This window comes from Fictibacillus sp. B-59209 (assembly GCF_036216745.1).
Classification (GTDB): Bacteria; Bacillota; Bacilli; order Bacillales; family Fictibacillaceae; genus Fictibacillus_C; species Fictibacillus_C marinisediminis.
In genome coordinates this window covers 171,101-193,898 of record NZ_JARMMC010000018.1, presented here as the reverse complement: position 1 = coordinate 193,898, position 22,798 = coordinate 171,101, and the positions used below count along the sequence as shown (strand labels likewise).

Here is a 22,798-nt window from a genome sequence, read left to right as displayed (position 1 = left end):
TGAGGTGGAGAGATGAAGCAAAGCAGGTTGTTCGCACCAACATTAAGAGAAGTTCCGGCAGATGCCGATGTTGTCAGCCATCAGCTGCTGCTCAGAGCGGGTTTTATCCGTCAGAATGCAGCTGGAATCTATTCGTTTTTGCCTTTAGGGAAAAAGGTACTTCATAAAGTAGAAGCAATCATTCGCGAAGAAATGGAGAATGCAGGCTCCAATGAGCTTGGCATGCCGGCGCTTCAGCTTGCTGAACTATGGCAGGAATCAGGAAGATGGTATTCCTATGGCCCGGAACTCATGCGTTTAAAAGACCGTCACGGGCGTGAATTTGCGCTTGGTCCAACCCATGAGGAAGTCATCACGAGCCTGATTCGCGATGAAGTAAAGTCTTATAAAAAGCTGCCACTTAATCTTTTTCAGATCCAAACAAAATACAGAGATGAAAAACGTCCTCGTTTCGGGCTTCTTAGAGGCCGCGAGTTCATCATGAAAGATGCCTATTCTTTCCATGCTGACAAGGAAAGCCTGGATGATACCTATGAAGGAATGAAAGAAGCTTATAAAGCTATTTTCAGCCGATGCGGCTTAAACTTTAGAGCGGTCCTTGCAGATTCAGGAGCGATTGGCGGAAAAGACAATCATGAATTTATGGTACTTTCTGAGATTGGTGAAGACTTGATTGCTTATTCTACCGAATCCGATTTTGCAGCGAACATTGAAATGGCTCCTGTCAGCGAGGTTTATGAAACATCTGATGAAGCAAAAAAAGAATCGGAAAAAATTCAAACCGATAATGCAAAAACCATTGAAGAAGTGGCTGCCTATTTAAATGTAGAATCAGGTCAAATCATCAAATCTGTTCTGTTTATGGCAGACGATGAACCTGTACTCGTTCTCGTCCGCGGAGATCATGAGGTAAATGATATCAAGGTTAAAAATACGCTTGGTGCAGAACAAGTGGAACTGGCAGCTGCTGAGCAGACAGAAGCTATGATGGGCTGCAAGCCGGGCAATATCGGCCCTGTTTCAGCACCTGAGAATGTGAAGGTCATCGCAGATGAAGCAGTTGAGTATATGGTGAACGCCGTCATTGGTGCTAATGAAGAAGGCTATCACTATAAAAATGTGAATCCGGGTAAAGATTTCAGTGTTTCTCAATATGCTGATCTCCGTTTCATCCAGGAAGGTGATGCTTCACCGGACGGAAATGGAACGATCCGGTTCGCAAAAGGAATTGAAGTGGGGCATGTCTTCAAGCTCGGACAAGTCTATAGTGAACCATTAAACGCAGCATTTCTTGATGAGAACGGAAAAAATCAGATCATGACAATGGGCTGCTATGGGATTGGGGTTTCACGTACACTTGCTGCTGTAGCGGAAGAGAACAACGATGAAAGAGGGCTCATCTGGCCAGTTTCACTTGCTCCGTTTGATGTGCATCTCATTGCGGCCAACAGCAAGGACGACATTCAGGCAAGTCTCAGCGAAAAGCTGTATGATGAGTTAAAGGATGCAGGCTATGATTGTCTTTATGATGACCGAAAAGAGCGTGCAGGTGTCAAATTCGCCGATGCTGATCTAATCGGAATTCCAATCCGCATTACTGCAGGAAAAAAAGCAGGCGAAGGAATTGTGGAATTGAAAATCAGAAAAACCGGTGAAGTTGCCGAGATACATGTTTCAGAACTAGTGGAGGCCGTTAAAAGCCGCCGCGAAATACTAGCGCGCTAGCATCCAGGGGATGACTTATGTGCCTGACACCCGAAGGAATTCTTTGGGGAATTGGGCTTTCCAACCTAAGTCATCCTCTTATTTATGGAAGGAGGGCATCATGAACAGTGACGATCAGGTAAGAAAAGAACGCTTCGCTCTGCTGTTGGACCAGATTGGCATCCCGGACGAACTGCGCCAGCACCTTGGCGAAGGCAGCGTTCAAAAGCTCGCCATCGATAAGAACGACAGAAGCTGGCATTTTTATTTTTCATTGCCTAAGCCAATGCCTGCCAATGTTTATACGTTTTTTACCGCGAAATTAACTCAGGCGTTTGAACATATTGCAAAAGTATCGTTTTCCGTCCGCTGCGAAACGAAAGACTGCGAAGAAACATTATTAAGCCAATATTGGGAGATATGCTGTGAGAAGCTTAAAACAACAGCGAGCTCTCTTATACCTGGCCTCTTAGGGCAGACACCAGAAGTGACGGGGAACAAAATAAAAGTTACGGTAAGAAACGAGGCTGAAGGCTTGCTCATCAAAAGAAAGCTTTCTTCAGCGATGACAGAAGTCTACCGCTCGTTCGGTATGGAATCGGTGTCTCTCGAGATCGAAGTAAAACACAGTGAAGAGGAATTTCAAAAGTTCGTTGATCAGAAAAAGCAGGAAGACGCAGATAAAGTGCTCGCTGCGCTTATTGAGAAGGAGAAAGCAGATAAACGAGATGCTTCTTCTGCTCCATCAGAGATCATGATAGGTTACAAGATTCCCGATGACCCTGTTTCCATTGAAACGATTCAAGATGAAGAACGGAAGGTTACTCTGCAGGGATTCGTTTTTGATGCGGAGACACGGGAACTTAGAAGCGGCCGAACGCTGCTTACGTTTAAGATTACCGATTACACCGATTCAATCATGGTGAAGATCTTCTCAAGAGATAAAGAGGATATACCGATTTTACAAGCTGTTAAAAAAGGAATCTGGGTGAAGGTCCGGGGCGGAATCCAAAATGATACGTTCGTTCGTGATCTAGTAATGATCGCTAACGACATCAACGAGATCAAACCTGAAACAAGGAAAGATCTTGCTGAAGAAGGAAAGAAAAGGGTAGAACTTCATCTTCATACCCCAATGAGCCAGATGGACGCCGTAACATCGGCATCCAGGCTGATCGGCCAAGCGAGCAAATGGGGCCATGAAGCAGTAGCGATAACCGACCATGCTGGCGTTCAATCCTTTCCGGAGGCTTACTCTGCCGGGAAGAAGAATGGAATTAAAGTCCTGTATGGTGTGGAAGCAAATCTAGTGGATGACGGAGTGCCGATCGCATACAATGAGCAGCATCGTAAACTCGCCGATGAGTCCTATATCGTTTTTGACGTAGAGACGACAGGTTTATCGGCCGTTTACAATAAGATCATTGAGCTTGCTGCCGTTAAGGTGCTAAACGGGGAGATTATTGATCGGTTTGAGTCGTTTGCGAATCCGCATGAGCCGCTTTCAGACACTACGATCAATCTGACGGGAATCACCGACGATATGGTGAGAGACGCTCCAGAGATCGAGGAAGTTTTAAGGCGTTTTGAAACGTTCATGGGCAATGATATTCTTGTAGCTCACAATGCCAGCTTCGACATGGGATTCTTGAACGAAGGATTTCGTAAAATCGGAATCCAGGAGGCTCGTAATCCGGTCATCGATACCTTGGAACTTGCGCGTTTTATTCTGCCCGAACTGAAAAATCACAGACTGAACACACTTTGTAAAAAGTTTGATATTGAACTGACCCAGCACCACAGGGCCATTTACGATGCAGAAGCTACCGGGTATCTATTATGGAAACTATTAAAGGAATCATTCCAAAAAGGGATAGAGTTTCATGACCAGCTGAATGAAAACATGGGGCAGGGTGGCTATATGAGGAGCCGGCCTTCTCATTGTATTCTGTTCGCCCAAACCCAGCAGGGATTGAAAAATTTATACCAGCTCATATCTGAGTCTCATTTGAATTATTTTTACAGAACACCAAGGATTCCTCGCTCACGTCTGGCGAAATACCGGGAAGGACTGCTTATCGGTTCAGGCTGTGACAAGGGAGAAGTCTTCGAGGGCATGATGCAGAAAGCTCCGGCAGAAGTGGAAGAAATCGCAAAGTTTTATGATTATCTTGAGATCCAGCCTCCATCCAACTACTATCATCTGATCGAACGAGAGCTGATACAGGATGAGCTGGCGTTAAGGGAGATTATCGGAAATATCGTCAAACTTGGTGAAAAGCTTGGAAAGCCTGTAGTTGCTGCAGGTAATGTCCATTATCTGGAACAAAATGATGCCATCTACCGAAAAATTCTTATTTCAAGCCAGGGTGGGGCAAACCCGCTTAATAGGCAAAGCTTGCCTGAAGTCCATTTTCGGACAACAGACGAAATGCTCGATTGTTTCTCGTTCCTGGGAGAAGAGAAGGCGTTTGAGGTTGTTGTAGCGAATACCCAAAAAGTTGCCGCCCAGATCGAAGAGATCAAGCCGATACCTGATGACTTGTACACGCCAAAAATTCCTGGTGCTGAAGATGACGTGCGGAACATGAGTTATTCGATGGCTCGCAGCATCTATGGCGAGAAACTGCCTGATATCGTGGAAAAACGGCTGGAAAAAGAACTGAACAGCATCATTGGGCATGGGTTCGCTGTTATCTATCTCATTTCTCATAAGCTCGTTAAAAAATCACTGATTGACGGATATCTTGTTGGTTCGAGGGGGTCAGTCGGGTCATCCTTTGTGGCGACGATGACAGAAATTACGGAAGTTAATCCCCTTCCGCCACATTATGTTTGTCCGGAATGTAAGGAATCGATCTTTTTTGATGATGGTTCTGTCGGATCAGGCTTCGACCTTCCCGACAAAGAATGCCCGCAATGCCTTGTGCTCTACAGAAAAGACGGGCAGGATATTCCATTTGAAACGTTCCTTGGCTTCAAAGGGGATAAGGTACCAGATATCGATCTAAACTTTTCAGGTGAATACCAGCCGCGAGCCCATAACTATACGAAGGAACTTTTTGGAGAAGAGTATGTATATCGAGCGGGGACAATTGGCACAGTTGCTGAGAAAACAGCGTATGGCTATGTAAAAGGATACGCATCTGACCATAACATCAATCTCCGTTCTGCAGAAGTGGACAGGCTGGTTTCTGGCTGTACCGGTGTAAAACGGACGACCGGCCAGCATCCTGGCGGAATAATCGTTGTTCCGGATTACATGGATATCTATGACTTCTGTCCGATCCAGTTTCCTGCTGATGATAAGAACTCCGAGTGGAAGACGACGCATTTTGACTTCCATTCCATCCATGACAACCTTTTGAAACTCGATATACTGGGACACGATGATCCGACCGTCATCCGGATGCTCCAGGATTTAAGCGGCATTGATCCGAAGACGATTCCAGCATCTGACCAGGAAGTTATGAAAATATTTTCCGGGCCTGAAGTACTCGGTGTAACAGAAGATCAGATTCTATGTAAGACCGGTACTCTAGGGATCCCGGAATTTGGGACAAAGTTCGTCCGGCAGATGCTTGAAGAGACGAAGCCGAGCACGTTCTCAGAGCTTGTGCAGATCTCTGGCCTCTCTCACGGAACGGATGTATGGCTCAATAATGCCAATGAGCTTATCGCTGATGGAACGTGCGAACTGAAAGACGTAATCGGCTGCCGTGACGATATCATGGTGTATCTGATCTATAAAGGCCTTGATCCTTCACTCGCCTTTAAGATCATGGAGAGCGTTCGTAAAGGAAAAGGACTCATCCCTGAATGGGTAGAAGAGATGAAAAAGAATGATGTGCCGGACTGGTATATAGGTTCATGCTTGAAGATCAAGTATATGTTCCCGAAAGCCCATGCTGCAGCCTATGTTATGATGGCTGTTAGAATCGCTTACTTTAAAGTGCATTATCCCATTCTTTTCTATGCTGCTTATTTTACGGTCCGTGCCGACGATTTTGACATCACCGCCATGGTAAGAGGCTCAAGCGCCATCAAAGCTAAAATTGAAGAGATCTCTTCTAAAGGGCTGGATGCCTCTACAAAGGAAAAGAACTTGCAGACAGTTCTCGAACTGGCGTTGGAAATGTGCGAACGAGGATTCTCTTTTGGAAAAGTGGATCTTTACCGCTCAAGCGCAACCGAGTTTTTGGTGGAAGGAAACCAGCTTATCCCGCCGTTCAACTCCATTGCCGGCCTTGGTACCAATGCGGCTCTCAATATCGTGAAGTCGCGCGAAGACGGTGAGTTCCTCTCGAAAGAGGATCTTCAGCAGAGGGCTCGCCTATCTAAAACGATCATCGACTATCTGGATGAACAGGGCTGTCTTGCAGGCATGCCTGAAGCCAACCAGCTCTCTCTCTTCTAAAATGAGCATAGCGCTGATGGTAAGGCAAGTTGCATAAACCCTTAGATTATGATATAGTAAATTTGGAAATACTTATGAATACCTTTCGGGAAAAGAGTGGGGAAACCCACTCTTTCGTTTCGTTTTGGAAAAGGATTTTTTTGGTAGAAGGGAGGATTCTAATGAGTAAGAAAATCACTGAAACTACCGAAGAGCTTGTGGTGCCGATACTTGATGAGTTGAACCTTGAGCTGGTAGATATCGAGTTTGTAAAAGAAGGAAAAAACTGGTTCCTTCGCGTATTTATTGATAATGAAACAGGTGTAGACATTGAGGATTGCGGGACGGTAAGTGAACGGCTCAGCGAAAAGCTGGACGCTTCTGATCCGATTGAACAGGCATACTTTTTGGAAGTTTCTTCACCCGGCGTTGAACGGCCTTTGAAAAAACCGGAAGACATTGCAAAAGCGATAGGGAAAAATGTCCACATTAAAATGTATGAGCAGGTTGATGGTGTAAAGGAGTTTGAGGGCAAACTGCTAGGATTTGACGGAGAAACTATAAAACTGCAGGTAAAAGTTAAAACCCGGAATACCGAGGTAGAACTGCCATATAACAAGATAGCAAGTGCCAGACTTGCGGTTGTGTTCAATTAATAAAGGGGAGAAGATGGATGAGTAGCGAGCTATTAGATGCACTGACGTTTTTGGAGAAAGAAAAAGGAATCAGCAAGGATATATTAATTGAAGCGATCGAAGCTGCATTGATTTCAGCTTATAAAAGAAACTTTCACCAAGCACAGAATGTAAGAGTTGATTTTAATACAACGACTGGAAGCATCAGGGTTTTTGCCCGAAAGAACGTTGTTGAAGAAGTAACGGATCCAAGGCAGGAACTTTCAGTTGAAGAAGCTCAAAAGATCAATCCGCAGTATGAGCTTGAAGATATTGTGGAGCTGGAAGTCACTCCGCGTGATTTTGGAAGAATTGCTGCACAGACGGCAAAACAGGTTGTTACCCAGAGAGTCCGCGAAGCTGAACGCGGCATTATTTTCTCTGAATTCATCGACCGCGAGGAAGATATCATTACAGGAGTGGTTCAAAGACAAGACCACCGATACATCTATGTGAACCTTGGCCGAGTTGAAGCATTGCTTCCTGCAACAGAACAGATGCCGGGTGAAAAATACACGACGAATGACCGAATTAAAGTTTTTATTACAAAAGTTGAAAAAACAACGAAAGGGCCGCAGATCCTTGTTTCAAGAACACATCCGGGATTGCTGAAGCGCCTATTTGAACTTGAGGTTCCTGAAATCTATGATGGAACAGTAGAAGTGAAATCCATTGCTAGGGAAGCAGGAGACCGTTCCAAGATTGCCGTCCATGCTGCTGACCCCGAAGTGGATCCAGTGGGTTCATGTGTTGGACAAAAAGGCGGCCGTGTCCAAACTATCGTAAATGAGCTTAATGGTGAAAAGATCGACATCGTCCGCTGGTCTGAAGATCCGGTCGTTTATGTGGCAAATGCTCTAAGCCCCGCAAAGGTGCTTGAAGTGCTTGTCAATGAAGAAGAAAAGATGACAACTGTCATCGTTCCTGATTATCAGCTGTCTCTTGCAATCGGCAAGCGTGGACAAAATGCGAGGCTTGCAGCGAAATTGACGGGCTGGAAGATTGATATTAAAAGCCAGTCTGATGCTGAAGAATCAGGGCTTTATAACGGTGAAGAAGCAGAGGGGAATTTCGAAGTTTCCGAAGAATAGTTTTAATGAAGATGGGGGTGGGGCTGGATGAAAACCCGTAAAATTCCTATGCGTAAATGCGTGGCTTGCCAGGAAATGAAACCCAAGAAAGAGTTAGTGCGTGTGGTCCGTTCTCCTGAAGGCGAAGTTTTCGTTGATCGAACCGGAAAGAAATCGGGCAGAGGCGCGTATTTATGCAACCAGGCGTCCTGTTTTGCACTTGCGAAAAAAAAAGGAAGCTTGAGCAATCAACTGAAAGCTCCTGTTACGGATGATGTGTTTTCAGAACTCGAAAAAGGAGTCCTCTAATTTGACTGCATCTAAATGGGCTTCACTGCTGGGGTTGGCAAACCGGGCAGGTAAATGCATTTCCGGAGAGGAGCTTGTTGTTAAAGCTGTACAGCGGCAGAACGCAAAGCTTGTTATCCTCTCACAGGATGCATCGGCAAACACAAGGAAGAAAGTTACCGATAAATGCGCTTACTATAAAGTAGAAGTAAGATGGGTAGATGACCGCTATAGTCTCGGCAGTGCTATCGGCAAAGACCAGCGGGTAGTGGTTGCCGTGACAGATGTTGGTTTTACGAAAAAGTTAACTGCTTTACTTGATTAAACCAATCGGGGGTGAACATATGAGTAAGATGCGTGTGTATGAATATGCAAAAAAACAAAATGTTCAAAGCAAGGATATCATTGATAAATTAAAAACGATGAACGTCGATGTATCCAATCATATGTCAATGATTGATGAAGACGCGATCCGTAAATTAAACGATGCATATCAGCCCAAAAATAAGATGACAGAGGAGAAACATAAAATAGAACAGAAAAAGAATACATCCAATGTGAACAAGGTAGAAAATAAAAATGAAAGTAAAAAAGAGAATACTATGAAAATAAAAAAAGACGAAACACCTAAAAAGCCAAACAGCAGCCAAAACAACAAACCGGCTCCAAAGAGCGGAAACAATAGCCAGAACAGCAAGCCAGCCCCGAAAAGCGGGAACAACAGCCAGAATGCCAAGCCGGGACAAAAAGGCGGCAGCAACTTCAAGCCTGGAAACAAAAATAATAACAGCAATCATAATAATAAGAACAGAAACAACAAGAATAACAACAACCGAGGCAAATCTGCACCTGCACCACAACCAAAACCATTACCCGTCACTCCAGATAAGATTACCTTCTCAGGTTCTCTGACCGTAAGTGAACTGGCTAAAAAATTGGCAAAAGAGCCATCTGAAATCATTAAAAAATTAATGTTCCTAGGTGTTATGGCAACAATTAACCAGGAACTTGACAAAGAAACTATCGAGCTGATTGCGAGCGACTACAACGTTGAAGTAGAAGAAGAGATCATCATCGACGAAACTGAATTCGAAAATTTTGACAACGCAGATAAAGAAGAAGATCTTCAAGTCCGTCCTCCAGTTGTAACGATCATGGGGCACGTTGACCATGGTAAAACAACGCTGTTAGACTCTATTCGTGATACGAAAGTAACTGCAAGTGAAGCTGGAGGCATCACGCAGCATATCGGCGCTTATCAAATCGAAGACAAAGGAAAGAAAATCACTTTCCTTGATACTCCTGGACATGCCGCGTTTACAACAATGCGTGCAAGGGGAGCACAGGTTACAGACATCACGATTCTTGTCGTTGCGGCTGATGATGGTGTTATGCCACAGACTGTGGAAGCGATCAATCATGCGAAGGCTGCCCAAGTTCCGATCATTGTTGCTGTTAACAAAATGGATAAAGAGGCGGCGAACCCTGACCGCGTCATGCAGGAATTAACCGAGCATGCACTTGTTCCAGAAGACTGGGGCGGCGATACCATTTTCGTCAATGTTTCCGCGCTAAAAGGTGAAGGAATTGATGACCTGATCGAAATGATCCAGCTTGTTGCTGAAGTAGAAGAGCTAAAAGCGAATCCGAAGCGTGCCGCACAAGGTACCGTTATCGAAGCACAGCTTGATAAAGGCCGCGGATCAGTGGCTACCCTTCTCGTTCAAAACGGAACATTGAATGTCGGTGACCCGATTGTTGTCGGAAACACATTCGGACGTGTAAGAGCGATGGTTAACGATATTGGGCGCCGTGTAAAAGTGGCAGGCCCTTCAACTCCTGTAGAAATCACGGGCCTAAACGAAGTTCCTCAAGCCGGGGACCAGTTTATGGTATTTGTTGATGAGAAAAAGGCTCGCCAGATTGGTGAAGCTCGCTCCAAGAAACAGGTTGAAGCACAGCGTAAAGAATCATCGAAGCTAAATCTTGAAGATCTGTTCAACCAGATCAAAGAAGGCGACATTAAAGAGATCAACGTGATCATTAAAGCGGACGTACAAGGATCTGCAGAAGCGCTTGCCGGCTCCCTTCAAAAGATCGATGTAGAAGGCGTAAAGGTTAAGATCCTTCATACCGGAGTGGGTGCAATTACTGAATCTGATATTATTTTAGCCTCTGCTTCTAACGCGATCATCATCGGTTTTAATGTTCGCCCTGATAATAATGCCAAACGTACAGCTGAAGCGGAGAAAGTCGATGTTCGTCTTCACCGTATCATTTACAACGTTATCGAAGAAATCGAATCTGCGATGAAAGGGATGCTTGATCCTGAGTTTGCAGAAAAAGTAATCGGCCAAGTTGAGATCCGAACAACCTTTAAAGTTTCAAAAGTAGGAACGATCGCAGGCTGTTACGTTACCGATGGAAAAATAACACGTGATTCAACTGTTAGGCTCATCCGTGACGGTGTCGTGATCTATGAAGGTAAAATCGATGCGTTAAAGCGTTTCAAAGATGATGCAAAAGAAGTTAGTGCAGGGTATGAATGTGGAATAACATTAGAAAAGTTCAATGACATCAAAGAGGGAGATGTCATCGAAGCGTACATCATGGAAGAAATTAAACGGGCATGATTGGTTTCCTGACGGTTGAATGTTTCATCTATGAATCGCATTCACTAAAGGATAAACGCTCGGTAGTTAAAAAGATCGTTACTCGGTTAAGGCAGCAATTTAATCTTGCTGTCTCCGAGACCGACTTTCATGATTTATGGCAGAGAGCAGAACTTGGAATTGTAACCATCTCTAAGGACAAACTAATTGTAGAACAGGAACTTCAGAAAGCGATCAAGCTGATCAGCAGCATTCCTGAGCTGGAAGTGACAACAACTGCAATAGAGTGGTTATAATGTACAGATAGAAACGGGGTGGAAGAATGAGCAAAATCCGATCCAATCGCATTGGAGAACAAATGAAGAAAGAACTTGGCGATATTATTGGCCGGAAGCTAAAAGATCCCCGCATTGGCTTTGTAACTGTAACAGGTGTTGAAGTAACGGGAGATTTACAGCAGGCAACTGTTTATATTTCCGTGTTTGGAGATGATGCACAAAAAGAACAGACACTTCGTGGTCTGGCAAAAGCATCAGGTTTTATCCGAACAGAGATCGGCAAACGAATCCGATTGCGCAAAACGCCGGAAATTTCTTTTAAATTCGATGAATCCATCGAATATGGAAGCCGAATTGAAACATTGCTGACTGATATAAAAGGTTCTGATGAGGAATAGTGATTACAAAAAGAGATAGACAGGCAGTGGTTTGTCTGTCTCTTCTTTTTTGATGCAGATAGGTGGTAAGGATATGCCGGCACACCAGCCAGAGGGCGTTTTGCCTTTATTAAAGCCTGCAGGAATGACATCTCATGACTGTGTGGCAAAGTTAAGAAATATTTTAAAAACAAAAAAAGTAGGGCATACAGGAACCTTAGACCCTGAGGTGACTGGGGTTCTTCCGGTCTGTGTCGGAAGAGGCACAAAGATAGCCCAATATATGACCGATTATCCGAAAGCATACGAAGCGGAAGCTACGATAGGCAAAGCAACGGCTACTGAAGATGCTTATGGAGAAACCGTTGAAACAAAAGAAGTTCCCGGAGAGATCAGTGCTGAGCAGGTTGAAACAGTCTTACAGTCTTTTAAGGGGATTATCCAGCAGGTTCCTCCCATGTTTTCTGCTGTAAAAGTTAATGGTAAAAAGCTTTATCAATATGCCCGTGAAGGGATCGAAGTGGAGCGTCCTGTCCGTGAAGCAAACATTTACGAACTCAAGCTTCTCTCACATGATCGTCAATTTCCGGGACCTTACCCTTCCTTCTCGTTTTTTGTAAGATGCAGCAAAGGAACCTATATCAGAACCCTGGCGGTAGATATGGGCAGAAAATTGGGCTATCCTGCACATATGTCCAAATTGGTGCGAGTAGCTTCAGGTCCGTTTCAGCTAAAGGACTGCTATACCTTTGAGGAAATAGAGACAGCCGCAGAAAACGGGACGATCGCCGAGCTGTTCCTGCCCATTGAAAAGGCGATAGGCCACTTTGAGTCCATCGTCGCTGATGAAGAGATGGAACGCAGGATCAAGCACGGATCTGTACTGCCTATGGCAAAAGATGTGCAAAATAACAGGTTTGCCGTTTATAATGAAAAAGGGCTGTGCCTTGCGATTTATAAACAGCATCCCGATAAACCTCATTTAATGAAACCAGAAAAAATTTTAGCCGTAGAGTAAGGCAAAGAGTTAGAAGGTGGATTTTTGAAAACAATTACACTGTCACATCCTCATCAGCTGAATAAGAACGAACTTCCCCCTACAGTCATGGCTTTAGGGTATTTCGACGGTATTCATAAAGGACATCAGAAAGTGATCGGAACTGCGGCTGAAATTGCCAAAGAGAAAAAGGCGGTATCATCAGTGATGTCGTTTCATCCGCACCCCTCTGTTGTTTTAGGGAAGAAAGAAGCACATGTATCCTATTTAACGCCTCTGGAGAAGAAAGAAGCCCTGCTTCGTAATATGGGCATTGACATCTTCTATCTGGTGGAGTTCAATGAAGAATTTGCTTCACTCGCACCGCTGACGTTCATACAGGAATACTTGATCGGCCTTAACGTCAGCCATGTAGTCGCAGGCTTCGATTATACGTACGGAAAGTTCGGAAAAGGAGATATGGCCAAGATGGCGGAGTATGCCAACGGCCAATTTTCACAGACAGTCATTGGAAAAATGCAGATCAATGGCCAGAAAATAAGTTCGACCTTGATTCGAAACCTTCTAAAGGAAGGTACGGTTGATCAGATTCCTGAATATCTTGGCAGGCCTTATTCCATCACAGGTATGGTAATCCACGGTGAGAGCAGGGGGACTTCCATCGGATTTCCCACTGCGAACATCAGCAGCAGCGCAGATTTCCTCATTCCTGCGAATGGAGTATATATTGTGCAGGTCAAGATCGGAGATACGGTTTATAACGGAGTGGCGAACATTGGCAAGAAGCCGACTTTCCATGAAGACCGTGAAGCGTCGATTGAAGTTCATCTGTTTGATTTCTCTTCTAACATTTATGGGAAAATGGTTGAAGTTTCATGGCTGTCACGGATCCGTGATGAAAGAAAGTTTGACTCAGTTGACAGTCTTGTAAAGCAAATAGCTGCTGACAAACAGGCTGCCTTGGATTTTTTTTATGAAAAATAGGGTTACTCTTGCAATATCCTTAAAAAAGAGGTAATCTAATATTTGTACTTCATTGTACACTAAAAAACCGCTGCTTGGCATCGCGATTTCACCGACGCATGCTCGGTTGCCGGGGTTTATATTTCAAAGGAGGTGAACAGGATGGCAATTTCTCAAGAACGTAAAAATGAACTTATTGGCGAGTACAAAACTCATGATCTTGATACAGGATCTCCGGAAGTTCAGATCGCTATCCTTACAGAGCAGATTAACACTCTTAATGACCATTTACGTACCCATAAGAAAGATCACCACTCACGCCGTGGTCTTTTGAAAATGGTAGGTAAGCGCCGTAACTTGCTAACATATCTTCGTAACAAAGATATTACGCGTTATCGTGAGCTTATCAATAAGCTTGGATTACGTCGTTAATCGGAAAAAGCGGGAAAATTTTCCCGCTTTTTTTCTGTAAAAAAACCCATACATAATAGATTGGCTGTATACTGAAAGAAGAAGCCTAGTTTTCCTTTTTAGGAAAGATGTGTTTAGGATATAATATAGACATAAATTATTTGTTTTATTGTCGAGAGGAGTACCAAAAGAAATGGAACAAGAGAAACGTATTTTTTCTATGGACTGGGCAGGCAGAGAACTGTCATTCGAAATTGGAAACCTTGCAAAGCAAGCTAACGGAGCGGTATTCGTACGTTACGGAGATACAGCTGTGCTTTCTACAGCAGTAGCTTCTAAAGAGCCTAAAAATTTAAGCTTTTTCCCGCTGACTGTCAACTACGAAGAACGCCTTTATGCAGTTGGTAAGATTCCTGGAGGGTTTATTAAACGTGAAGGAAGGCCTAGTGAGAAAGCGATTCTAGCCAGCCGCCTCATTGACCGTCCAATCCGTCCGCTGTTTGCCGACGGCTTCAGAAATGAAGTTCAAGTAGTGAGCACGGTAATGAGCGTGGATCAGAATTGTTCTTCTGAAATGGCAGCGATGATCGGATCATCTCTCGCGTTATCTATATCTAACATTCCTTTTGAAGGACCGATTGCAGGTGTGACCATCGGACGCATTAACGGCCAATTTGTTGTGAACCCAACAATCGAAGAAAATGAAAAAAGTGATATCAACTTAATCGTGGCAGGTACGAAAGAAGCCATCAACATGGTTGAAGCAGGAGCGAAAGAAGTTCCTGAGGAAGTGATGCTCGAAGCAATCATGTTCGCACATGAAGAAATTAAAAAGCTGATTGCTTTCCAAGAAAAGATTGTAGAGGAACTTGGGAAAGAAAAGATGGAAATACAGCTTCACCAGGTCGATCAGGAATTGGTTGATGAAGTCCGCAGCTTTATTGCTGCAGATTTAACAGCGGCTGTCAGTGTTTTTGATAAACAGGAAAGACAGACTGCTCTTGATGAATTGAAAAATAGAGTTGTCGCTCATTACGAAGAAACTGACGAGGAAAAAGTAGATGAAGCGAAAGAAGTTCTTCAGCTTCTCATTAAAGGAGAAGTCCGCCGCTTAATTCTCAAGGAAAAAGTTCGTCCAGACGGCAGAAAGAGCAACGAGATCCGCCCATTGTCTTCAGATGTCAGCCTTCTGGCACGCACGCACGGATCCGGTTTGTTCACCCGCGGACAAACTCAAGCATTAAGTGTATGTACACTTGGAGCGCTTGGTGATGTTCAGGTGCTTGACGGATTGGGAGTTGAAGAATCAAAACGCTTCATGCACCAATATAACTTCCCTCCATTCAGTGTCGGCGAGACAGGCTTTATGAGGGGCCCGGGTCGAAGAGAAATCGGACATGGAGCACTTGGGGAACGTGCACTTGAGGCTGTCATTCCTTCTGAAGAATCCTTTCCATATACAATTCGTCTTGTGTCTGAAGTCCTTGAATCCAATGGATCAACTTCACAAGCGAGCATCTGTGCCAGCACCCTGGCGATGATGGATGCAGGTGTTCCGATTAAAGCACCGGTTGCTGGAATCGCTATGGGATTGGTCAGCGACGGAGAAGATGTGACCGTTCTTACTGATATTCAGGGTATGGAAGACCATCTGGGAGATATGGACTTTAAAGTTGCCGGTACGTCAAAAGGTGTAACGGCACTGCAAATGGATATTAAGATCTCTGGTATCAACCGTGAAATTTTGGAACAGGCGTTAACGCAAGCAAAAGATGGCCGTCTGCATATTCTTTCTTCCATGATGGAAACACTGAATCAGCCTAGAAAAGAGCTATCTGCTTACGCACCTAAGATTATTACAATGAAAATCAATCCTGATAAGATCAGAGATGTTATCGGGCCGAGCGGAAAAGTCATTAATAAGATTATTGAAGAAACCGGCGTAAAAATAGATATCGAACAAGATGGTACGGTATTCATTGCTTCTGCTGATCAGACCATGAACGAGAAAGCACAAAAAATTATTGCTGATCTGGTCCGTGAAGTTCAAGTTGGCGAGTACTATGACGGTAAAGTAAAACGAATTGAAAAGTTCGGTGCTTTCGTTGAATTGTTCGCGGGCAAAGATGGACTGGTTCATATTTCAGAACTTGCAGAAGAAAGAATCGGAAAAGTGGAAGACGTTTTGAAATTAGGCGATGTGATTCGCGTCAAGGTTACAGAGATTGATAACCAGGGACGTGTCAACCTTTCCCGAAAAGTCGTTTTAAAAGAACAGAAAAAAGAACAAGAACAAAAGAACAGCGAGCAATAAAAAACCGGTTTAACCGGTTTTTTTTTATGGCTTTCACCGATTTGGCGATGTTCTAACAAGCCATTGCTGGACATACCCTTTTTACAGGAGGGGAGTTCAATGAAAAGAAATCTGCTTCATGTGAGTATGTTTATTCTAATAATTGGAGTAACTGTCGGGACGGTGCAAAACCCGTTTACCTCCACCTATTTAGATAGTATGAAAGCACAGACAACAATGGTGTCTAAAATGCAGGACAACAATTTATTTGAACAGCTGCAAAAAAAGGCCGGTGAAGTAAACAAACCGCCGATCAATGCAGCCGTGGACAGAGTGTGGAAGGCTGTACCGGGATACAATGGAGTTGAACTGGATATCGATGCTTCTTATAAAAAGATGAGAGGTTTAAAAATCATTGATGATAAGAAACTCGTTTTTAAGCAGATTCCTCCAAAAGTAAAACTGAACGATCTGCCGCCATCCCCTATATACAAGGGAAATCCTGAAAAGCCGATGGTGAGCCTGCTGGTCAATGTAGCTTGGGGTAACGAATACTTGCCGAAACTGCTGAAGACGATGAAGGAAGCTCATGTCCATTCTACGTTCTTTCTTGATGGATCCTGGGTGAAGAAAAACCCTAGTCTAGCAAAAATGATCCTGGATGAAGGCCATGAGATCGGAAATCATGCATATACCCACCCGGATCTGAAGAAAATGACCAATGAGCGAATCAGGGATGAGCTCTCGAGCACAAACCGTGTGATAGAAGCAACGCTTGGAAAAAAAAGAATACCGAAGTGGTTTGCTCCGCCTAGCGGAAGCTACAGAGATGATGTCGTGAAGATCGCTGCAGAGCAGAAGATGAAAACCATTCTTTGGACCGTAGACACCGTTGACTGGAGGAACCCGGATCCAGGCAGGATGGCGGAATCTGTTGTAAAAAAAGTGCATCCAGGTGCAATGGTGCTCATGCATCCGACGTCTTCAACGGCGGATGGCCTGAAACGGATAATAGGAGGCATTAAAGCCAAAGGATATTCGATCGGAACCGTATCAGAACTGATGAATGAACAGCGGATGATAACCAAACCTCCAGTAAAATAACAATGTTGTATGATAGTTATGTTAATGGTATATTGTTCCTATGAGAACGGTTGATCGAGATGGAATACAGCTAGGAGGAAATAAGTTTGATTATTAGACATTCGTGTCCAAACGGCGTGAGAGTCGTCTTGGAAAAAATTCCAACCGTACGTTCCGTTGCCATCGGTGTTTGGATCGGTACCGGATCACGGTTTGAAGTTCCCGAAAACAATGGGGTTTCCCACTTTTTGGAGCATATGTTCTTCAAGGGGACAACAATCCGCAGTGCGAGGGAGATCGCAGAATCATTTGACAGCATCGGCGGCCAAGTCAATGCGTTTACATCAAAAGAATATACATGTTACTATGCCAAAGTTCTCGATACCCATGCACCCAGGGCCCTTAATGTCCTGTCTGACATGTTCTTCAACTCTACATTCGACGAACAGGAACTTTTAAAAGAGAAAAACGTCGTTCTTGAAGAGATAAAAATGTATGAAGATACTCCGGATGATATCGTGCATGACCTATTAAGCAGAGCGAGCTTTCACCAGCATTCACTAGGGTATCCGATCCTCGGGACAGAGAATACCTTGAATACATTTAATGGTAAAACGCTCCGCGATTATATGGCTGATTACTATACACCGGAAAACGTTGTGGTCTCTGTAGCGGGCAACGTTGACGAAAGTTTTATAAAAGAGGTTGAAAACTTGTTCGGCGGTTACTCCGGTACTCCAGCCGATTCGAACATCCAGGCACCGCTTTTCCACAGTGAAAAGCTGGCAAGAAAAAAAGAAACAGAACAAGCGCATCTGTGCCTGGGCTTTCCGGGACTGTCTTTGAAAGATCCGGATACGTTCTCGCTGATCGTTTTGAACAATATTTTCGGTTCCAGCATGAGCAGCAGGCTGTTCCAGGAAGTCCGTGAGCAGCGAGGCCTCGCTTATTCTGTCTTTTCATACCACTCCGCATACAGGGACAATGGACTGTTTACCATTTATGGAGGTACCGCTCCGGCACAGCTTGATGAGCTGTACAATACAGTCCTGATGATCGTTGATGATCTTAAAGATAAAGGTATAACGGATAAAGAGCTATTGAACTCGAAAGAACAGATCAAAGGAAGCCTCATGCTCAGCCTCGAAAGTACGAACAGCAGAATGAGCAGGAACGGGAAGAATGAACTGATCTTAAACTATCACCGTTCTCTTGATGAAATGGTGCAGCTGATCGATGCTGTTTCAAAAGATAGCGTGGACACATTGATTCATCGGATATTCAGCAATGAATGTTCCGCATCGTTAGTCAGCCCGACAGGTGAACTCCCAAAAGGATTGCAATAATAGGCCTGCAGCATATGCTGCAGGTTTTTTTACGTCGTTTTCCAAAGGAATCTCTTAAATTCGGGCTTGTCATTAGGTTGTCTAATCAATCCCAATTTTTTTTTCTGAATATACTGTTGAGGTAAATGAGAAGCATGGCGAATGAAGGCTGATAAATGGTTTGAATACTGTTGCATCCGAGTGAGTAGAGTCACCATCTGGGCAATGCGTTCATATGATGGTGTTGCGAACATGAACAAGGATTTCCCCTGTTTTTGCGGAGCAACAGAGAAAGGGGAGGAAGCATGTTAACTGACTTGCAAATTGCCATATTTGGCGGTGATGCCAGACAGCTGGAGGTGATCCGCAAACTGACTGAACAAGGCGCCAACCTTGTACTGGTTGGGTTTGACCAGCTGGATCACGGATTTACCGGAGCCTCGAAAATGGATATTGGAGAAGTTGATTTTTCCAGACTGGATTGTATCGTACTGCCGGTCAATGGCACAGGTCCAAATGGTGAAATTGATACCATTTTCTCAAATAAAAGTATTGTACTTACTTCCGCACATTTAAAGAAGACCCCGAAGCATTGCCATGTGTATTCAGGTATAACGAATGCTTACCTGAATGGCATTATTGCAGAAAGCGGACGGGGGCATACTCAGCTCTTCGAAAGAGATGATGTAGCCATCTACAACAGTATTCCGACAGTGGAAGGCACGCTTATGATGGTGATTCAGAACACCGACACGACCATTCATAAATCAAATACGGTTGTCTTAGGTTTCGGCAGAGTCGGAATGAGTGTCGCAAGAGCGTTTGCGGCTCTTGGAGCAAAAGTAAAAGTGGGAGCTAGAAAACCGGAACATATAGCAAGGATCAGTGAAATGGGTTTTATTCCTTTTCATCTCGATCATTTAAAAAAAGAAGTAATCGACACGGATGTTTGCATTAATACGATACCTTTTCAGATTGTGACGTCAGATATTATTTCAAAAATGCCAACCCATACGCTGATTATAGATCTGGCTTCCAAGCCCGGCGGAACAGATTTTAAATATGCCGAAAAAAGGGGCATAAAAGCCCTCCTTGCTCCTGGATTGCCGGGTATTGTTGCACCTAAGACGGCAGGACAGATTCTTGGAAATGTCCTTTCCCAATTAATGCAGGAAGAAATGGTTAATCGAAAGGGGAAAGCTTGATGAAAGTCAATGGAAAACATATCGGTTTTGGCTTAACTGGTTCTCATTGTACGTATGAGGCGGTTTTTCCTCAGATCAAGAGGCTGATTGACGAAGGGGCGAAGGTAACTCCTTTTGTTACTTATACGGTTCAAAGTACAAACACCCGGTTTGGTGAGGGTGAAGAATGGCTGCAAAAAATAACAGAGCTTACCGGAATCGAACCCGTGAATTCTATTGTTAAAGCAGAGCCCTTCGGTCCAAAAACGCCGCTGGATTGTATGATTATCGCTCCCTTGACCGGCAATTCCATCAGCAAGTTTGCCAATGCGATGACCGATTCTCCGGTCCTGATGGCAGCGAAAGCCACGATGCGCAATCAATCTCCTGTCGTCCTCGGCATTTCTACAAATGATGGTCTCGGTTTAAATGGTGTTAATATTATGAAGCTGATGGCGGCTAAGAACATCTATTTTGTACCGTTCGGCCAGGATGACCCTGTGCACAAGCAAAATTCGCTCGTCGCGCATATGGATTACCTCCTAGAAACGGTTGAAGCGGCACTAGAGGGAAAACAGCTGCAGCCTGTCCTGCGGACGAATAGATGAGCAAATCGTTAAAAATAGCTTTCTAATAGCAGGAAGTATGTTAAAATGTGAAATAAAATGTGTATTGTTAAAATGATTCTCTCTTAAAATCAGAATGAGGGAAACCAAGATGTTTCACTTGAAGGAGAAACATTCGTGTTTCTCCTTCTGTCATGACAATGATTATGGATTAAACAAAAAAGGAGATACAGTCAAATGACTCAGAATGGATTTCATGTAGCGGTAGTCGGTGCCACGGGTGCCGTTGGACAACAAATGCTTAAAACGCTTGAAGAAAGAAACTTTCCGATTGCAAAACTATCACTTCTTGCAAGCAGCAGGTCTGCCGGCAAAACAGCAGTTTATAATGGTGAAGAAGTCATCATTCAAGAAGCGCTCCCGGAAGCCTTTGAAGGAGTTGACATCGCTCTGTTTTCAGCGGGCGGCTCTATATCTAAAGCATTGGCTCCTGAAGCAGTGAAACGCGGAGCCGTTGTCATTGACAATACCAGTGCATACCGGATGGATGAGAATGTTCCATTGGTCGTACCGGAAGTCAATGAAGAAGATATTCGCAACCATAATGGCATCATTGCCAATCCAAACTGCTCGACCATCCAGATGGTTGTTGCTTTAAAGCCGCTTCATGAGAAGTATGGCTTGAACAAAGTCATCGTATCTACTTATCAGGCAGTTTCTGGAGCAGGTGCAAAAGCGATTGAAGAATTAAAGTCGCAATCACAGGCTATCCTGGACGGTAAAGAGTTCACTCCAGAAATTATGCCGTGTGCCAGTGATGAAAAGCACTATCAGATCGCGTTTAATGCTGTGCCGCAGATTGATAAGTTTCAGGAAAATGGCTATACCTTTGAAGAAATGAAAATGATCAATGAAACGAAAAAAATTATGCATATGCCTCAACTAGAAGTAGCTGCCACTTGTGTCAGGCTCCCGGTTGAGACGGGCCACTCTGAATCGGTTTATGTTGAATTAGGGGAAAACGTATCATCACTCGAAGAGATCAAGGATCTGATGGCTTCCTCAGAAGGCGTAACGCTGCAAGACGATCCTCAAAATCAAATCTATCCTATGCCTGCTCATTGTGTAGGCAAAAATGACGTTTTTGTCGGAAGAATCAGAAGAGACTTAGACCGCAATAACGCATTCCATCTGTGGATTGTTTCTGACAACCTCTTAAAAGGAGCAGCCTGGAACTCAGTGCAGATTGCAGAAAGCCTCATTAAGCTTGAATTGCTGAACTAATCAAAGAAGGTGCTAACTTCATGAAGATAATCATACAAAAATTTGGAGGCACATCCTTAAAAGACAATACCGGCAGGGAACTTGCGGCCGAACATGTCAAAAGGGCAGTGGCTGACGGATATAAGGTCGTCTGTGTCGTATCGGCGATGGGGCGTTCAGGTGATCCGTATGCAACGGATACACTTCTAAGTCTGATAGGGGCTACTGCTCACCAAGTGGAAAGCAGAGAGTATGATCTGCTTCTTTCTTGTGGAGAAATCATCTCTTCTGTTGTATTTTCCAGCCTTTTAAAAACAAAAGAAATTTCCTCTGCTGCCCTGACAGGATCTCAGGCGGGCTTCAGGACAAATGATGAACATAAGAATGCAAGGATTACAGATATGCAATGTGACAGGCTGCGGTCCATGCTTGATTCACATGATGCTGTCGTTGTGGCTGGATTTCAAGGAGAATCTGCCTCAGGTGATGTAACAACGCTCGGACGAGGAGGCAGTGATACATCCGCATCCGCGCTTGGTGCTGCACTCGGAGCTGAATATATTGATATTTTTACTGATGTTGAAGGAGTAATGACAGCTGATCCGCGGATTGTAAAAGAAGCTGTGCCTCTTTCTGTTGTCACGTACAATGAAATTTGCAATATGGCCTATCAGGGAGCAAAGGTCATCCATCCTCGCGCGGTGGAGATCGCTATGCAGGCAAAGGTTCCATTACGGATCCGCTCGACGTATTCGGATCTTCCAGGTACCCTGGTCACCTCAGCTATATCAAAAGGAGCAGAAGGACGGGATGTTCAGGATCATGTGATCACCGGGATCGCGCATGTTCCCGGTGTTACGCAAATCAAGGTATTAGCTAAAGACTCACAATATGACCACCATACAAAGGTCTTTAAAGCCATGGCCAAAGAACAAATTTCAGTAGACTTTTTCAATATCAGCCCTAAGGGTGTAGTGTATACTGTAATGGAAAATATGGCTGAACATGCGGAGAAAGTCCTGAACGATCTCGGTTATTCTCCGGAGATCACAAGGAGCTGTGCTAAAGTTTCCGCAGTAGGAGCGGGGATGTCAGGGGTTCCCGGAGTCACGGCTAAGATCGTGGAAGCGCTGGTAGATGAAAACATTCAGATTCTGCAGTCCGCCGACTCGCATACAACCATTTGGGTGCTCGTCAGACAGGATGATATGGTTAAGGCGGTAAATGCTTTGCATAGAGCATTTGAATTAGATAAAATCCATTCCACGGGATTAAACTCCCCAAATCATTAAAAAAGAGATACTTTGTGGACAT

19 protein-coding genes are annotated in these 22,798 nt (G+C 44.2%); all 19 read left to right on the top strand.

Going from position 1 to position 22,798, the window contains the following annotated elements:
• The first annotated feature begins 12 nt into the window (after window positions 1-12).
• The 19 genes from P4361_RS13765 to dapG all read left to right on the top strand — a co-directional run bounded on the left by P4361_RS13765 (window position 13) and on the right by dapG (window position 22,776).
• Window positions 13-1,725, top strand: a complete 1,713-nt coding sequence (locus tag P4361_RS13765; RefSeq protein WP_091005467.1) for a proline--tRNA ligase — start codon at window positions 13-15, stop codon at window positions 1,723-1,725.
• A 100-nt stretch (window positions 1,726-1,825) separates the two neighbouring features.
• Window positions 1,826-6,121: a PolC-type DNA polymerase III gene (locus tag P4361_RS13760; RefSeq protein WP_328089768.1), complete on the top strand. Its 4,296-nt coding sequence runs from the start codon at window positions 1,826-1,828 to the stop codon at window positions 6,119-6,121.
• Between the two features lie 161 nt (window positions 6,122-6,282).
• The gene (gene rimP / locus P4361_RS13755) at window positions 6,283-6,756 is read left to right on the top strand and encodes a ribosome maturation factor RimP (RefSeq protein ID WP_053354460.1); all 474 of its coding nucleotides are present in this window, start codon (window positions 6,283-6,285) and stop codon (window positions 6,754-6,756) included.
• A 17-nt stretch (window positions 6,757-6,773) separates the two neighbouring features.
• The gene (gene nusA / locus P4361_RS13750) at window positions 6,774-7,865 is read left to right on the top strand and encodes a transcription termination factor NusA (protein WP_265407654.1); all 1,092 of its coding nucleotides are present in this window, start codon (window positions 6,774-6,776) and stop codon (window positions 7,863-7,865) included.
• Window positions 7,866-7,892: 27 nt separating this feature from the next.
• The gene (gene rnpM / locus P4361_RS13745; RefSeq protein ID WP_062231800.1) at window positions 7,893-8,153 is read left to right on the top strand and encodes an RNase P modulator RnpM; all 261 of its coding nucleotides are present in this window, start codon (window positions 7,893-7,895) and stop codon (window positions 8,151-8,153) included.
• A gap of 1 nt (window position 8,154) precedes the next feature.
• A complete protein-coding gene (locus tag P4361_RS13740) occupies window positions 8,155-8,457 on the top strand; it encodes a YlxQ family RNA-binding protein (RefSeq protein WP_369795759.1) in 303 nt (100 codons plus the stop codon).
• Window positions 8,458-8,476: 19 nt separating this feature from the next.
• On the top strand, window positions 8,477-10,765 hold the full coding sequence (infB, locus tag P4361_RS13735) for a translation initiation factor IF-2 (RefSeq protein WP_328089766.1): 2,289 nt from the start codon (window positions 8,477-8,479) through the stop codon (window positions 10,763-10,765).
• Window positions 10,762-11,040 carry a DUF503 domain-containing protein gene (locus tag P4361_RS13730; RefSeq protein WP_053354456.1) on the top strand — a complete coding sequence of 93 codons (279 nt, stop codon included), beginning with the start codon at window positions 10,762-10,764 and terminating at the stop codon, window positions 11,038-11,040. The genes infB and P4361_RS13730 overlap by 4 nt, the downstream gene beginning before the upstream one ends.
• Before the next feature lie 26 nt (window positions 11,041-11,066).
• Entirely contained in the window at window positions 11,067-11,420 is a 354-nt protein-coding gene (rbfA, locus tag P4361_RS13725; protein ID WP_053354455.1) for a 30S ribosome-binding factor RbfA, read from the top strand.
• 73 nt (window positions 11,421-11,493) lie between these two features.
• Window positions 11,494-12,417 carry a tRNA pseudouridine(55) synthase TruB gene (gene truB / locus P4361_RS13720; RefSeq protein WP_328089765.1) on the top strand — a complete coding sequence of 308 codons (924 nt, stop codon included), beginning with the start codon at window positions 11,494-11,496 and terminating at the stop codon, window positions 12,415-12,417.
• Between the two features lie 24 nt (window positions 12,418-12,441).
• A complete protein-coding gene (ribF, locus tag P4361_RS13715; protein WP_062231806.1) occupies window positions 12,442-13,380 on the top strand; it encodes a bifunctional riboflavin kinase/FAD synthetase in 939 nt (312 codons plus the stop codon).
• A gap of 141 nt (window positions 13,381-13,521) precedes the next feature.
• Window positions 13,522-13,791: a 30S ribosomal protein S15 gene (gene rpsO / locus P4361_RS13710; protein ID WP_053354452.1), complete on the top strand. Its 270-nt coding sequence runs from the start codon at window positions 13,522-13,524 to the stop codon at window positions 13,789-13,791.
• A 172-nt stretch (window positions 13,792-13,963) separates the two neighbouring features.
• The gene (gene pnp / locus P4361_RS13705) at window positions 13,964-16,084 is read left to right on the top strand and encodes a polyribonucleotide nucleotidyltransferase (protein ID WP_328089764.1); all 2,121 of its coding nucleotides are present in this window, start codon (window positions 13,964-13,966) and stop codon (window positions 16,082-16,084) included.
• A 99-nt stretch (window positions 16,085-16,183) separates the two neighbouring features.
• Window positions 16,184-17,167, top strand: a complete 984-nt coding sequence (locus tag P4361_RS13700; RefSeq protein ID WP_328089763.1) for a polysaccharide deacetylase family protein — start codon at window positions 16,184-16,186, stop codon at window positions 17,165-17,167.
• Between the two features lie 86 nt (window positions 17,168-17,253).
• The gene (locus tag P4361_RS13695) at window positions 17,254-18,492 is read left to right on the top strand and encodes a pitrilysin family protein (RefSeq protein WP_328089762.1); all 1,239 of its coding nucleotides are present in this window, start codon (window positions 17,254-17,256) and stop codon (window positions 18,490-18,492) included.
• 284 nt (window positions 18,493-18,776) lie between these two features.
• Window positions 18,777-19,676 carry a dipicolinic acid synthetase subunit A gene (gene dpaA, locus P4361_RS13690; protein ID WP_328089761.1) on the top strand — a complete coding sequence of 300 codons (900 nt, stop codon included), beginning with the start codon at window positions 18,777-18,779 and terminating at the stop codon, window positions 19,674-19,676.
• Window positions 19,676-20,263, top strand: a complete 588-nt coding sequence (dpaB, locus tag P4361_RS13685; protein WP_248252616.1) for a dipicolinate synthase subunit B — start codon at window positions 19,676-19,678, stop codon at window positions 20,261-20,263. The genes dpaA and dpaB overlap by 1 nt, the downstream gene beginning before the upstream one ends.
• 195 nt (window positions 20,264-20,458) lie before the next feature.
• Window positions 20,459-21,505 carry an aspartate-semialdehyde dehydrogenase gene (gene asd / locus P4361_RS13680; protein WP_328089760.1) on the top strand — a complete coding sequence of 349 codons (1,047 nt, stop codon included), beginning with the start codon at window positions 20,459-20,461 and terminating at the stop codon, window positions 21,503-21,505.
• Window positions 21,506-21,525: 20 nt separating this feature from the next.
• Window positions 21,526-22,776, top strand: coding sequence for an aspartate kinase (gene dapG, locus P4361_RS13675; RefSeq protein WP_328089759.1), 1,251 nt, complete (start codon window positions 21,526-21,528; stop codon window positions 22,774-22,776).
• Window positions 22,777-22,798: the final 22 nt, after the last annotated feature.